General features: G+C 34.0%; 9 protein-coding genes and 1 riboswitch. Of the genes, 2 read left to right on the top strand and 7 right to left on the bottom strand.

Annotation, left to right across the window (positions count from 1 at the left end; translation table 11 throughout):
- Position 1 precedes the first annotated feature (1 nt).
- The 6 genes from ACQY44_RS10325 to ACQY44_RS10350 form a co-directional block, all read right to left on the bottom strand.
- Positions 2-985 carry an alpha/beta fold hydrolase gene (locus ACQY44_RS10325; RefSeq protein WP_428230277.1) on the bottom strand — a complete coding sequence of 328 codons (984 nt, stop codon included), beginning with the start codon at positions 983-985 and terminating at the stop codon, positions 2-4.
- Positions 986-1,062: 77 nt separating this feature from the next.
- Positions 1,063-1,171, bottom strand: a riboswitch (SAM riboswitch).
- A gap of 188 nt (positions 1,172-1,359) precedes the next feature.
- Entirely contained in the window at positions 1,360-1,563 is a 204-nt protein-coding gene (locus tag ACQY44_RS10330; RefSeq protein WP_428230278.1) for a hypothetical protein, read from the bottom strand.
- 615 nt (positions 1,564-2,178) lie between these two features.
- Complete coding sequence (locus ACQY44_RS10335) at positions 2,179-3,267, bottom strand: aspartate kinase (protein ID WP_428230279.1); 1,089 nt, start codon at positions 3,265-3,267, stop codon at positions 2,179-2,181.
- 258 nt (positions 3,268-3,525) lie between these two features.
- Entirely contained in the window at positions 3,526-4,830 is a 1,305-nt protein-coding gene (locus tag ACQY44_RS10340) for an O-acetylhomoserine aminocarboxypropyltransferase/cysteine synthase family protein (RefSeq protein ID WP_428230280.1), read from the bottom strand.
- Positions 4,831-4,895: 65 nt separating this feature from the next.
- Positions 4,896-5,102, bottom strand: coding sequence for a hypothetical protein (locus ACQY44_RS10345; RefSeq protein WP_428230281.1), 207 nt, complete (start codon positions 5,100-5,102; stop codon positions 4,896-4,898).
- Between the two features lie 496 nt (positions 5,103-5,598).
- On the bottom strand, positions 5,599-8,445 hold the full coding sequence (locus tag ACQY44_RS10350) for a TonB-dependent receptor plug domain-containing protein (protein ID WP_428230282.1): 2,847 nt from the start codon (positions 8,443-8,445) through the stop codon (positions 5,599-5,601).
- Between the two features lie 531 nt (positions 8,446-8,976).
- On the opposite strand from ACQY44_RS10350, the gene metK reads away from it, so the two are divergent.
- Positions 8,977-10,227 carry a methionine adenosyltransferase gene (gene metK, locus ACQY44_RS10355; RefSeq protein WP_428230283.1) on the top strand — a complete coding sequence of 417 codons (1,251 nt, stop codon included), beginning with the start codon at positions 8,977-8,979 and terminating at the stop codon, positions 10,225-10,227.
- Positions 10,228-10,595: 368 nt separating this feature from the next.
- On the opposite strand, the gene ACQY44_RS10360 is transcribed toward metK, so the two are convergent.
- A complete protein-coding gene (locus ACQY44_RS10360) occupies positions 10,596-12,062 on the bottom strand; it encodes a M28 family metallopeptidase (RefSeq protein WP_428230284.1) in 1,467 nt (488 codons plus the stop codon).
- A gap of 181 nt (positions 12,063-12,243) precedes the next feature.
- Here ACQY44_RS10360 and ACQY44_RS10365 point away from each other — a divergent pair, with 181 nt between their 5' ends.
- Positions 12,244-14,022, top strand: coding sequence for a DUF4153 domain-containing protein (locus tag ACQY44_RS10365; RefSeq protein ID WP_428230285.1), 1,779 nt, complete (start codon positions 12,244-12,246; stop codon positions 14,020-14,022).
- Positions 14,023-14,049 lie beyond the last annotated feature (27 nt).

Raw genomic sequence — 14,049 nt, forward strand, 5'->3', positions numbered from 1 at the left:
TTTATTTTTCTATTGTTTCTGCCTTAAAAATATCGGCAAGTAAATGATCTAATTGTTTGTACTCGATTAAAAAAGCGTCATGTCCGTGAACCGAATCTATTTCGCTGTAAAAAACATTGTCTTTGAACTTCTTTAATTCCTGAAAAGTGTCGCGATTTTCTTTTGGTGTAAAGAACAAATCTGAGTTGATTCCGATAATATGAATCGCTGCATTTGTTCTGGACAATAAAGTTTCGAAATCGTCACTATTTCTGGTTATGTCTATGGTCTTGAGCAATTGGTTCATCAATTTATACGATGACAATTGGTATCTCTTTTGTAATTTCTTACCATGATGCGCCAACCAGCTTTCTATATTAAAAACAGAAAGGTTGTTATTGATCGTGCGTTGAAATTTTTCTTTGAATGATTCAGGAGAGCGGTAACACAACATAGCATGAATTCTGGCATCTTCTATAGGTTTTGAAGAATTGTTCAGGATTTGCTCTTGTAAATAACAATTAGCAATCATCCAGTCGGTCGATTTCCAATCGGTTGCAATCGGGATTAAGTTTTGGGTAATTTGAGGTTCTAGTGCAAGAATTTCCCAGGCGATTCCTCCACCAACAGACCCGCCAATAATGGCGTAAACCTGTTGAATATTTAAAGCCTCTAAACCTCTTATAAAAATTCGGGCAATATCTCTGGTTGTGAAGTCTTGATAATTTTCGATTATAAACGAATTGTTTCCGTTTCCGGGAACATCGAATGCCAGTATGGTATATCTTTGGGTATCTATTGTTTTTTCGTCGCCAATTAAATCATTCCACCAGCCATTCTCACCCGTAACCTGAGCATTTCCGGTCAAAGCATGATTGACCAAAACAATAGGTGCGCTGTGCAATGGCAAACCAGAAAGGGAAAAACTTAATGGTAATGAATGGTAGGATGCACCACTTTCTGTGATGAATTCCTGAATTATTATGGGACTTGGTATATTTTCCAATTTCAAATCTTTTTATTTTTGATTTGTATGTGGAAATATTAGAAAGAAAGTACTAGAGTGAAACTAGAAAATTCTTGTTGTTATCTTTCCACGTTTGGGCGTGGTAGAATGCAGCACCTTCTTCGATTTAACGAAGGGTTGCTAAGGATTCATCGGGTCTAATCCCTCGTCCTTTCTTTATAACATTTCAATACGTTTTTGAACTTAAAGGTGCAAATTAACTACTAATTTCTTAAACAAACAAATTTTATCGAAACTGATTCCGTAATTTGTTAAATATAATTCAACTAAAAACTAATATACGCAAAAAATTACCGAACAATTTGCCCAGTAAAATTAAGCAGGTATGACCCTATTTTATGATACTTTTTGATTTAGATAAAAAGTGTTTCATTTTCTTTTGAATACATCAAAAACAATAATGAGTTTGGCTCTTTTTTCTCTGCCATTTTATCTGCCTCTGTTATCCCGAATCTAGGATGTACCAATTCATTTGTTGGTGGTGGCGGATTGTTTCTTTTAGCTCTCAAGTTTTTCAATGTAGAAAAAGTTTTTGTTAAGTAGTTTAATGTGCTCATGATATTTAAGTTTATGTTAGTTTGCGTTTTATAATCTTTATTGTTTGTTTAATTTTTTGTTATGGCCACCAAATGGAATAAAAAAACCCTTTTGGGTTTGAATACCAAAAGGGTTTAAGTTTTTTTACAACTTATATATACTTTTAGTATCAACAGACGCGTACACAAATACGTGCGACGTTAAACATCTTGTTCATCTGTAGGGATTTATTCATCTTTGATTTACTTGCTATTTTAAAAAATTCTTGCATTTGTTTATTTTTATAAGCTTCCCGAAACTGTTGAAATATTTTTAACTTATCCTTTTTTCAAAAAATCAATAAGAAATAAAGTTCATTCAACTTTTGTCCCGATCGACATAACTATTTGTTAAATAGCTAAATTTATTTTCTGTAGCTTTGAGGTATTACAAATGTGCGAATATTTTTTCAATTATGCAAGTGAGGATCAGCAAATTAATCTTAAAAAACGTTAAAAAAGATGTTTTTAACGTTAAAAAACATCTTACAAAATTGGCTTTTCAAAATTAAGAAAGTTAAAACTTACAAAAAATCAGTATAACGAACTTTCCTGTTTCAATATATCAAAGAACAACTCACTACTATTAGAGACCACTTACAACCAAACTGCTTCTTTATTTTTAATTTTTTCGGCCACTTTCAAAATATCCGTTATTATCCCTCTTGAAATGGCCTGTTTGCATGCCGAAGCACTTTGAATTGCTATTGGAACATCTGCATACGATTGTGTATAAATCTCAAAAATGGTATCTGATCCTTTTAATTGACCAATAGCTGAAGTAACAGGTTCTGAAATTAATTTGACTTCTAATGTATTTTTCTCAACATCAAATTCTCCTACATAGCGTAAGACATGATTGTCAGCCTGGGTAATTTTTGCAATTTTAAAGTAGCGATCAATTGCTTCCTTATTCAGGATGCCATTTTTCTCTAAATGTTCTTCTGTTATTAGTGAATTGATTTTTATATCAGAAAGATCGAAATCCTTCCCGATTTCCCTAGTTAAAATCAGTAATTTTCTTGCCGTATCATTTCCGGATAAATCTTCCTTAAAAGTAGAGCGCATCAATCCGAGTAAACTTGCATCTTTTAAAAGAGAAGAAAAAGAAGCTTCTTCAGTTGCAAACCTGTTAAAGACGTAACTCAGGTTATCTGAAAAAACACCTCGTATCTTCGTAATTTTTTCGCCTGAGTAATACAAATCTCTTAAAGTTTGTAAAACCGGAAATCCCGTATCAACTGATGTTTCATATAAAAACTCTTTGTCGTATTTCTTAAGATTTGCCCTGATCTCTTTATAAAGTTCAATTGGTAATGTATTGGCTTTTTTATTTACCGCTACAATATTAAATCCGCTTTCGATCAGCGTATTATAATGACTTATCAATTCATCACTAGCAGTGGCATCAACAGCAATCAGGTTCTCAAATTCATTTTCTTTGGCAAATTCAATAATATCTTGCACTTTAAAAGGAACTGCCAATTCTAAGAAATTGGTTTCCCAGGCATATCCTACGCCTTCTTTCTCAAAAAAAGCAACAGTTGAATTCGTTATAATTGGAAAATGAAAATCGACATTTTTACTTTCGAGAAAAAACTCCTGACTTTCTATAATTTGATTGATCAAAGTACTTCCGATATTTCCAATTCCAAAAAGGATGATATTTATTTTAAGCTTTGACATAATTTTTTAATTTATTGGGTTTGATTAAACCATGTAAGTGATATAAGTTCATTTAATTATCAACGCATGGATTTAGAAGTACTACTGTTTCTATATATTTAGACGCACTGTTGTGGGTCTTTACTAAGCTGTTCGCCTCTGCAAAAATGAACTTATATCACTTATATGGTGAAAATATATGTTGTGTTTTTATAAAAAATCACCTCTAGCAGAACTCACGCTACTAAAGGCAATTTTTCAAACAAAAAACAAAAAAACCTAATTTTTATTAATGCTGTATTGCGATTGGGTAACGCTTGCGAAAGCAGCTTGCAAATCAGCTATTAAATCTTCGATATCTTCAATTCCAACAGAAAGACGTACTAAATCTTTTGAAACTCCCGTTTCTAGTTGGTCAGCATCAGACAATTGTTGGTGCGTAGTACTTGCCGGATGAATGATTAATGATTTTGTATCACCAATATTGGCCAGAAGCGAGAACAATTTCGTTTGATCTACTACTTTTTTAGCGGCATCAAAACCACCTTTTAGTCCAAAAGTGATTACACCACTTTGTCCTTTTGGTAAATATTGCTGTGCTAAATCATAATATTTATTGTTTTTAAGACCTGGATAATTTACCCAAACTACCTCATCTTGTTTTTCTAACCAAGAGGCCAAAGCCAAAGCATTTTCGCTATGTTTCTGAATTCGGATTGGTAATGTTTCTAATCCCTGGATAATTTGAAATGCATTAAACGGACTCAGTGCTGCACCAAAATCACGTAAACCTTCGATTCTTGCTTTTGCAATAAAAGCAGCATTTCCTAAAGCCTCATGATACACTAATCCGTGATATCCTGCAGAAGGTTCTGTAAATTCAGGGAATTTTCCGTTAGACCAGTCAAATTTTCCTGCATCTATGATAACACCTCCTAATGAAGTTCCGTTTCCTGAAATATATTTAGTCAATGAGTGAATTACAATATCAGCTCCATATTCAATTGGGTTCAATAAATAAGGAGTAGCAACTGTATTGTCTACAATAAAAGGTACTTTGAAGTTTTTGGCTTCCGCCGAAATTGCTTTCAGGTCTAATACATCTAATTTTGGATTTCCTAAAGATTCTACAAAAAAGGCTCTTGTATTTTCTTTAGCCGCTTTCGTAAAGTTTTCCGGTTTAGAAGGGTCTACAAATGTGGTTGTAATTCCTAAACGAGGTAAAGTTACATTTAGCAAATTATAAGTCCCTCCGTACAAACTATTTGAAGCCACAATATGATCGCCCGCTTTTAACAAAGTTAATAATGTTGTAGAAATTGCTGATGCTCCAGATGCTGTAACTACAGCTCCAATTCCGCCTTCAAGTGCCGCCAGTCGCTGTTCTAAAATATCGTTTGTAGGGTTATTTAATCGGGTGTAAATAAATCCGGCTTCGGCAAGACCAAATAAATTGGCAGCGTGATCTGAATCATTAAATACATATGATGATGTCTGGTAAATTGGCACTGCTCTGGTTCCTGCATTTTTAGTAACATCGTGTCCTGCGTGTAGTGCGTTTGTTGCGAATTTTTGTGTGCTCATGATTTTTTAGTTTTTAGATATTGTTAATACTTTATATTTTGTAATTGTAATTGTTATTTTAATTACTATTGTAGTTGATTTTTGAAATTAAAATTGAAATTTCCTTCTTCTTCAAGATCATACATGTGAAACAGTAATGATTTTTGAGCTTTTAAATGCTGCTCTGCATTTATTCTTATAACTTCTCTTGTTATCTCTTCGGATCTGTTATTGCTTTTTTGAGAATCGTTTCTCAGTAAATATTCTATTGCGATTGAGTTTAATGTTTTCATAATGTATAATTTAAAAATGTTGAAATAAAAAAAAGCCCTTTCGGATGGCTACCAAAAGGGCTTATAGCTCTAACTATAACAAAGATTTACTCTTTCACTTTTGGCAACAGCGATTTGGGATGCACATTTGCATCATCTCACAACATATCATCATATTATTCGCTATTGTTTTCATTTTCATTTTATTTAAATTAATTCTCTATTTTTAAACTCGACTAATTCGATAGAGTAAATATAGAAATTATTTTTAGATCTACCAAATTAAAAATTGATAATTAACATTATTTTTTTTTAAAGCCCTGTAAATACTGGTACTCTTGTTTAAAAAATTAGCTCACAGATTATACGTATTTGAACAGGTTTGCAGAGATTATTTTAATCCTATCACTTAAAAATTTAACCACTCCTGGTAGTTATCGGGATAAATGATTAAAATGATTTTAAAAAAAAGGTGTAAATCTGTTCAAATCCGTTTAACCTGTGTCCAATCTTATATTTAGAATTTAAAACTCAATCGGGCAAAACCAAATCTTCCGTTTAATCCAAATTGGGATACCGCTCTTGAATAAGCAAACTGATTTGCATTTGTTAAATCAGTGCTTGGTGCAGGAGACAAAGTTGGTGTTGTATTGGTAAATGCAGGAGTTGACGGATTATTTCTGTCCGGATAAACATCTCCTATATTATTAAATCCAAGTGTCAATCTGAATTTTTCGTTGATTTGATATCCAAAAGATAAATCGGTGACAATTTTTGAACTGTATTCCGGATGCTCATAAACGGAAGAGGATCCGTCTAAGTTTACATCTGTCGCTCCCGGATCAGTCACTTTTCCGAAATAACTGTTTCTTAAATAAATATCCAGTTTTTTGATATTGAAGGTAGTCATCAAATTTGCTTTTAATTTAGGAATTGCTTCTTCTAAGTAAATTCGGCTTGATTCCGGGAAAAACGAATATATGTAAGGATCTCCACCTGCGTCAATAATAGATTGAGGAACGTTTAACTTCCCTACTCTTTTAGTAGTATTGTAGCTTAATGCAAAATCATTTCTGATAGTAAAATCCTGGATCACATCGTATTTCTGAGAAATCACCACATCAATTCCTTTAGTTTCAGAGTCAATTCCGTTCGTCCAGAACGAAGCTCTTTCTACTCCTTTTAGATCAAATGCCTGTTGAAATAAAGTCAATGCTTCTTGTTGTTGCGGCGATGTTGCTGCACTTATTTGCGCATCTGTTGGTCTGGCATATTGTCCTGTTAGCACTACTCTGTCATTAATTCTCGTAAAGTACGCATCTGTTGCAATCGTAATATTTGCTTCAGGAATTTTAAACGTAAATCCTGTACTGATACTTTTAGATTTTTCAGGTTTCAGACTTTCAACTCCAATACTTTTAGCCGCCTGAGAATCATTTGTAAAATAGCCTACCTGATAAGGAGAACCATTTATAAACTGAGTAGAACTTGCCTCAAAATATTTTTGTTGTAATGATGGTGCCCTGAAACCGGTTTGCCCTGAAATTCTCCAATTGATATTATCGTTTATTTTTAAAAGAGAGGCCAGCTTAAAAATAACAGTACTTCCAAAATCAGAATAATTCTCATAACGAACAGCTCCATTTATAAGCCACTCTTTCGTTGCATTCAATTCTAAATCGACATAAGCTGCCCCACTTTTTCTGTCTTTTATTTTTGCGTCTGAAGGTTGAAACCCAGAGAATCCTTGTGCTCCTGCTCCGCGTTTGTTACCAAAAAAGTCCGTTACTATTAAAGGTGAATTACTAGGCAGAATTCCGGAAACCAAAGATCCGTTTGTATCATATAACCCATAAGAAGCTTCTTCTCCTGCTTTAATTTGATAATTTTCATATCTGAATTCTCCACCAAAAGCAACATTTAATCCTTCTAAAATATCAAGCTTTCTACTAAAATCTAAATTGGTTGTACTTTGCAAAAAGGAAACTTTACCGGCATCAAAACTGGTAGCTGAATTGGTTCCCAAAGTAGCATTGATAGTATTGTTTACATCATATTTAAAAGAATTCGTACCCAGATTTGTACTTAGATCAGTGTCAAAACCAAATAATTCTGTTGTAACACCAACCGCAGATGAAGCATCTAAAATATCAGATTGGATTTCTGGCAAGAATCCGTTTTCATACACTTGCGTAAAAGTACCGGAACCATTTGGCAGCCTGTTAAAAGCATACGATTTACCATTTCTATACGAAACTCCGCCAAAAGAATACAAAGCTGTAGTTTCTGTCAAAGGATATTTGGTATTATAATAGAGTTGTCCTGAAGCCAATTCTGACTGACCAACACTCATATTATAATCGCTTCTTTCCTGGCCTCTGTACGCGATTTCATTATTAGTTACATCAAAATTCAAAGCCGTTTGCATCTGAGTAAGTGTCGTAGCCGATGAAATTGCCGTTTGTTGTGCAGGTGTAAAATAGCTCACTTGTGGCGCGTATTGCTTTAGTGAAGTCAAAATCTGTGCTGAATTTGGAGTCGTATTGATATTACTAAACAAGGAGTTAATCGCAACACCATTTTGAGCCGCTCTGTTTTCGACAGCATTATACGCATTAAAAAGAGCATTGTTTCTAATGCCGGCCCTGCTTGTTGCCTGCCTGGTCACGGCACTACCTGTAATATTCAGAAAACTCCCGGCTTTGCCTAAAGAGGTTCCGTAATTTAAATCTACCTGTAAATTCTGACCATCCGCTCCTCCTTTAAAATTATTAGATCCTGAAGATAAGTTGGTACCGTATTGTATGCCTCCTGAAATAAAATTAGCATTCTTTTTTAATACAATATTTATAACCCCAGCAATTGCATCCGAACCATATTGGGCGGCTGCTCCATCACGCAGGACTTCGATTCTTTCAATAGCGAATGATGGTATTGCATTTAAATCTGTTCCAACAGATCCTCTTCCCGGCGATCCGTTAATGTTTACTAATGCACTTGAGTGTCTTCGTTTCCCATTTACCAATATTAAAACCTGATCAGGCCCCAAGCCTCTTAATTGTGCCGGATCAACGTGATCTGTAGCATCTGCTGTAGAAGTTGCATTACTGGTAAAAGAAGGCGCAACGTAATTTAAGATCTGAGTAACACTGGTCTGCGGAGATCCCTTTGTAATCTCTGAGATATTAAAAACATCTACCGGAACAGGAACATCCGTTTTTACTCTGTTTTTACTTCTGGATCCTACTATCGTTACTTCTGATAGTTCGTTATTCTTTAAAGTATCCTGCTCTTTTTTATTATCCTGAGCATAGATTCCTGAAAATGTTAAAAGACCTAATGCTAATAGTACATTTTTTTTCATTTGCTTTTTTTTGATTGATTACTATTTAAAGTTAAGAATTTATCTACAATTTGGTTCTTTTTGAAATAAAAAAAGCCTCTGCGGTTGGCAGAGGCTCTATATGTATTTATGAAAAAAAACTACAACAGCGTCTCTGCGGAAGGCTCCGGCATCTTACAAGACATATTGCAAACTGTTAATTTCATCTTTTCTGTTCTTTTGATGGGGCAAATTTGCAAACTATTTTCTAATCGGCCAAATAAAAACAGAAATAATTTCTATTACCCTATCAAAATAGTATGTTATGTTAAATTTCTGCTTATAAAATCAAAAAAATCAAAACTTTAATTTGCAAATCAAAATGGTTTTATACCTTTGCACGCGAATACAAGAGGAAAAATTTGAACTGATTGCAACCTCTTCATAATGAAATGGTTCGTTATGAATACTGAAGATTAAATTTTCAGTAGTAAAAAATGCTAAAGCAGGATACCTCCTTTAGCACTTTCAGCAATTACTTTTCCTCGCTTAATGTTAATTTAATAAATTATTATGGCTTATTTATTTACGTCAGAATCTGTTAGTGAAGGGCATCCAGACAAAGTTGCAGATCAAATTTCGGATGCTTTAATTGATAACTTTCTGGCATTTGATGCTGACTCAAAAGTAGCTTGTGAAACTCTTGTTACAACTGGTCAGGTAATTTTAGCAGGTGAAGTAAAATCGAATACCTATCTTGATGTGCAGCAAATTGCCCGCGATGTAATCCGTAAAATTGGATATACAAAAAGCGAATATATGTTTGAAGCCAATTCTTGTGGAATTCTTTCAGCAATTCATGAGCAATCTGCAGATATTAATCAAGGAGTTGACAGAGCTAAGCCAGAAGAGCAAGGTGCGGGAGACCAGGGTATGATGTTTGGTTACGCAACTAACGAAACTGAAAATTACATGCCATTGGCACTTGATTTATCTCATAGCTTATTACAGGAATTAGCAATCTTAAGACGTGAGAACAGTGAAATCACTTATTTACGTCCGGATGCAAAATCTCAGGTAACGTTAGAATATAGCGATGATAATAAACCAACTCGTATTGATGCGATTGTAATCTCTACCCAACACGATGATTTTGATGAAGAAGCTACAATGCTGGCTAAAATCAAAAAAGATATTATCGAAATCCTGATTCCACGAATCATTGCTAAAAATCCAAGTCACGCGCATTTATTCAATGATAAAATCAACTACCATATTAACCCAACAGGAAAATTCGTTATTGGAGGACCTCACGGAGATACTGGTTTAACAGGAAGAAAAATCATTGTGGATACTTACGGTGGTAAAGGTGCTCACGGTGGTGGTGCATTCTCCGGAAAAGACCCAAGTAAAGTAGACAGAAGTGCTGCGTATGCTACACGACATATCGCTAAAAACTTAGTGGCTGCCGGTGTTGCTGACGAAATTTTAGTACAGGTTTCTTATGCAATTGGAGTTGCTGAACCAATGGGTATTTTTATTGATACTTACGGAACTTCTAAAGTCAACTTAACTAACGGTGAAATCGCTAAAAAAGTAGAGGCTATCTTTGATATGCGTCCTTACTTTATTGAGCAACGTTTGAAATTAAGAAATCCTATCTATAGCGAAACTGCTGCTTACGGACACATGGGACGTAAACCAGAAGTGGTAACTAAAACTTTTTCGGCTCCGGGAGGAAATGTAAAAACGGTTACTGTAGAATTGTTTACCTGGGAAAAACTTGATTTCGTAGACAAAGTAAAAGCTGAATTTGGATTGTAAATTTAGATTATTAGACTAACTTAGATTGTTAGATTTTTTGACAACTAGTTGCTCTTACACATAAAAAGAGGCTGTCTATTTTATTTTAGACAGCCTCTTTTATTTTTAGTTAATAATTTTAAATCTATGTATAATTCAACGCAGATGACACAGATTCGCTATCGCGAAAACGCTGATAAAAACGGATTTTTTTCTTTTTGCGTTGAACACAGAATATAAAATAATTAAGCTTTTTTTTATTTTCAGCAGGTTAAATAAGTTTTCAAATATAAAATCTGTTTTTATCCGCGTCTTTACGAAGTAAATCCGTTAAATCAGCATCGAATTATAACGCAGATAAAACGGATTTTTCTTTTAAACCTTTAGTATTATCGCTCTAATTGTACGTTTGGTAATGTTTTAGGACGATTGGCATCATTCGATAAAATCCAGCCTGTACGATAGATCCATTCGGTCATTTTGTGCAATTTTACGAAATCAATATTTTCAGATTCGTCCATTGGTGTGTGGTATTGACTGTGCAAAACACTGGTGTAGAAAACAGACGGAATTCCTCTTTTTGCATAAGGCAAGTGATCTGAACGGAAGTAAAAATATTCCGGATGTTCTGGTCTGTCCCAAAGTTTATCCAGGTCAAATTTCGGACCCTCGTCGTTTGCTTTTTTCGCAATGGCAACTAAATCTGAAGAGTTTTCATGAGGTGAACTGGAACCTAAAAGAGCTGCCTGATTTACATTATTTCTACCAATCATATCTCCGTTTAATACTGCAATAATGTCCTTTTCAGGAACAGTAGGGTGTGCTGCATACCATCTTGAGCCTAACAAACCACGCTCTTCTGAACCGTGAAATACAAATAGAGAAGTTCTTTTTCCGGGTTGTTTTTTATAGGCTCTTGCAATCGCTAACATGGCAACACAAGTACTGGCATTATCATCTGCTCCGTTATAAATGGAATCCTGACCGTATTTTTGTCTTACCCCATCATGATCCTGATGTCCGCTAAAAAGAACATATTCATTTTTTAATTTTGTATCTGTTCCTTCAATTTTACCCACCACATTTACGGAAGGGTATTTGTAGGTTTCAGAAATAACTTCTGTAGATAAAAGATCTTTAGTCGTTTTTAAATACTCTAATTGATCGTTATGAACCCAAAAAACAGGCATCGTTGCTCCAATTTTATCACGGAAACCTTCAATTCCATATATACCTCTTGTCATTTGCGGCTCTACTTGTGACCAACTTTCCTCGCCTAACTTGTCCGCTACCATAATCATCGCCGAAGCACCTTTTTTAGCAACAAGATCATAATATTTATTTCTCACAAGGCCAGGATAACGTCTGTCAAACAGCGAAATATCATCTGCAATTCCCTCTTTAGAAGCTAATATAACAACTGCTTTTCCTTTGATATCTGCCTTTTCAATCTCTTCTTTTGTTGCAGCTCCTAAATAAATTATGGGCGCATCTACTTTAATATTGGTGGTTTCTGCTACCAGAACATCTTTCCATAATTTATATTGTTTTTGTCCAATTTTAAATTTTGTATTTGGAGTTACCTGATGCCTGTACAAATCAAAAAACTGGAAATAAGTTCCGTCATCACCTGCCGGAGCCATTCCTGCTTCTTTAGCCTTATTGGCCAGCCACATCGATACCTTTAACTCATCTAAAGTTCCTGCTTCACGACCATTAAAATGATCGCCAGCCATCTGATACATATCGGTTCTAAGGTCTTTATCTGTAATTGCTGAAACTAGCGGTTTTTTAATTGCCTGAGAAAAAACTACTCCTCCATAAGCAATCAAAACGAGGATCATTTTATTTTTCATACGTTTTAATTTTAGTATTCCAAACTTAGTAATTTATAGAGAAAAAAGCGCTTATTTACCTCTGAAACATTACTAAAATATTAAATCCATAAAATCGAAGAGACATTTTTTTGTCATTATCATTTTTATTTGGTTATCCCTTACAATTTAACTTACTTTATACAAAATAACTGATTAAAAAATGAGCCGACTTCCTTCATTACAAAACGTTCTAAACGCAACAATAAAAACAGTTCTCAGATTTCCTTTAGAAACCATAACAGCAATTGCAGGAACTATTATCGCTATACTTTTTAATGAAAAAAGCTACAATGATCCAAACAAAGAGCTTTATCAAAAAGCATTAATGAGTTGTTCATTATGTTTGGTTTTATTCCTTTCTATTAGCTTGTTTTTTTTAGCCTCAAAAAAAAATATTATTCTGCGTTTCGTAACCAGTATCCTATTAGGGAGTTTAATTGTACTCTTTGTTTTTAATTTTCACGAATACATTACAGATGTAGAAATACAGCAATTTATCGTACTTAATATTGCTTTGCATTTATTAGTTTCATTTGCCGGTTTCTTACCAAGATCTTACCATCAGGATGAGTTTTGGGAATTCAATAAGCAACTTTTCCTCAGAATTTTAACTGCAGGATTATACAGCATTGTACTTTATTCCGGTCTAGCATTAGCAGTATTGGCTATCGACAAACTATTTAAGGTTGAATTCTATGATCATATTTACTTTCATACCTTTTTTGTTATTGCAGGAATATTCAATACGATCTTCTTCTTAAGTGGCGTTCCGGAAACCAATAACAGTAAAGTTCCTTTGGTTCTAAATTATCCAAAAGGGCTCAAAAACTTCACCCAATATGTTTTACTACCATTAATAAGTCTTTATCTTGTCATTTTAATCTGCTATGAAGCTAAAATACTGGTAACATTATCCTTACCTGTTGGATGGGTTTCGTATCTCGTTCTGGTATTTGCCATTTTCGGAATTCTTTCTTTTTTATTAGTTCATCCAATTGCAACTGAAACTACTAATCTCTGGATGCGAACATTCAATCGTTGGTTTTATTTTTTATTAATTCCGTTATTGGGACTGCTTTTTTGGGCCATTTTGTACCGAATCAATCTTTACGGATTTACACACGAACGTTATTATGTGCTGTTATTATCAATTTGGCTGTCTATCGTTGTAGCTTATTTTCTAATTCAAAAACAACCTAAAATAAAGTTCATCCCTATAAGTCTGTGCTTGGCGGGATTGTTTTCTATTGCTGGCCCGCAAAGTGCCAATTCTATTTCAAAAATCAGTCAGTTATCCCGTTTTGCAGTTTACATGCAAAACCTAGATCATAAAAAACTCACTTTCGAACAAGAACAGGACTTAAGCAGTATTGTCTCTTTCCTGGAAAGCACTTATGGTATAGAAGTTATGATTCCGTATGCCAAAGGAAAACTTGAAGCACTTCTTAAAAAAGAGCAGTCTCCCGGTGATTACAAAATAATGGAAGCCTTAGGCTATGAATATCGATCCAGCTATGATAAGAAAGATAAATACAAAAACGAATTTTATTACTATTATTATGAAAACGACCGAAATACCATAGAAAATATCAGTGGGTATGATATGGCATTTAATCTTTCTTCTTACAATAAAAACTTCGAATGCAAGAATTGCATAATGATCGATAATAAAAACTATTCTATTAAAGCTACGACTGAAGATTACGGCATTCATCTACAAATTAATCAGGATCAAATTCCGTTGCAGATTAGTGACTTTGTAAATAAGACTTCAGGTTTTAATCAAAGCTACAATGAAGACAAAAAAATAATTCAGGAGATAGAAACTCCAAAGTATAAAATTCTGATCACATATCTTACCGTTAATGGTAAAATTAAAGACAGCAAAAAAGTACTCAGCAATTACAGTCTAAAAGTGCTCGTAAAAATCAAGAACTGAAAAAAAAGCCTTTGAAAATAATTCAAA

Origin of the sequence: Flavobacterium sp. (genome assembly GCF_965277525.1) — a bacterium.
In the GTDB taxonomy this organism is placed as follows: Bacteria; Bacteroidota; Bacteroidia; order Flavobacteriales; family Flavobacteriaceae; genus Flavobacterium.

What these genes read in the sequence shown, in the direction of transcription:
- ACQY44_RS10360 (WP_428230284.1), bottom strand. Translation starts at nt 12,062, where the DNA reads ATGAAAAATAAAATGATCCTCGTTTTGATTGCTTATGGAGGAGTAGTT.
- ACQY44_RS10330 (WP_428230278.1), bottom strand. Translation starts at nt 1,563, where the DNA reads ATGAGCACATTAAACTACTTAACAAAAACTTTTTCTACATTGAAAAAC.
- ACQY44_RS10335 (WP_428230279.1), bottom strand. Translation starts at nt 3,267, where the DNA reads ATGTCAAAGCTTAAAATAAATATCATCCTTTTTGGAATTGGAAATATC.
- ACQY44_RS10345 (WP_428230281.1), bottom strand. Translation starts at nt 5,102, where the DNA reads ATGAAAACATTAAACTCAATCGCAATAGAATATTTACTGAGAAACGAT.
- metK (WP_428230283.1), top strand. Translation starts at nt 8,977, where the DNA reads ATGGCTTATTTATTTACGTCAGAATCTGTTAGTGAAGGGCATCCAGAC.
- ACQY44_RS10350 (WP_428230282.1), bottom strand. Translation starts at nt 8,445, where the DNA reads ATGAAAAAAAATGTACTATTAGCATTAGGTCTTTTAACATTTTCAGGA.
- ACQY44_RS10365 (WP_428230285.1), top strand. Translation starts at nt 12,244, where the DNA reads ATGAGCCGACTTCCTTCATTACAAAACGTTCTAAACGCAACAATAAAA.
- ACQY44_RS10340 (WP_428230280.1), bottom strand. Translation starts at nt 4,830, where the DNA reads ATGAGCACACAAAAATTCGCAACAAACGCACTACACGCAGGACACGAT.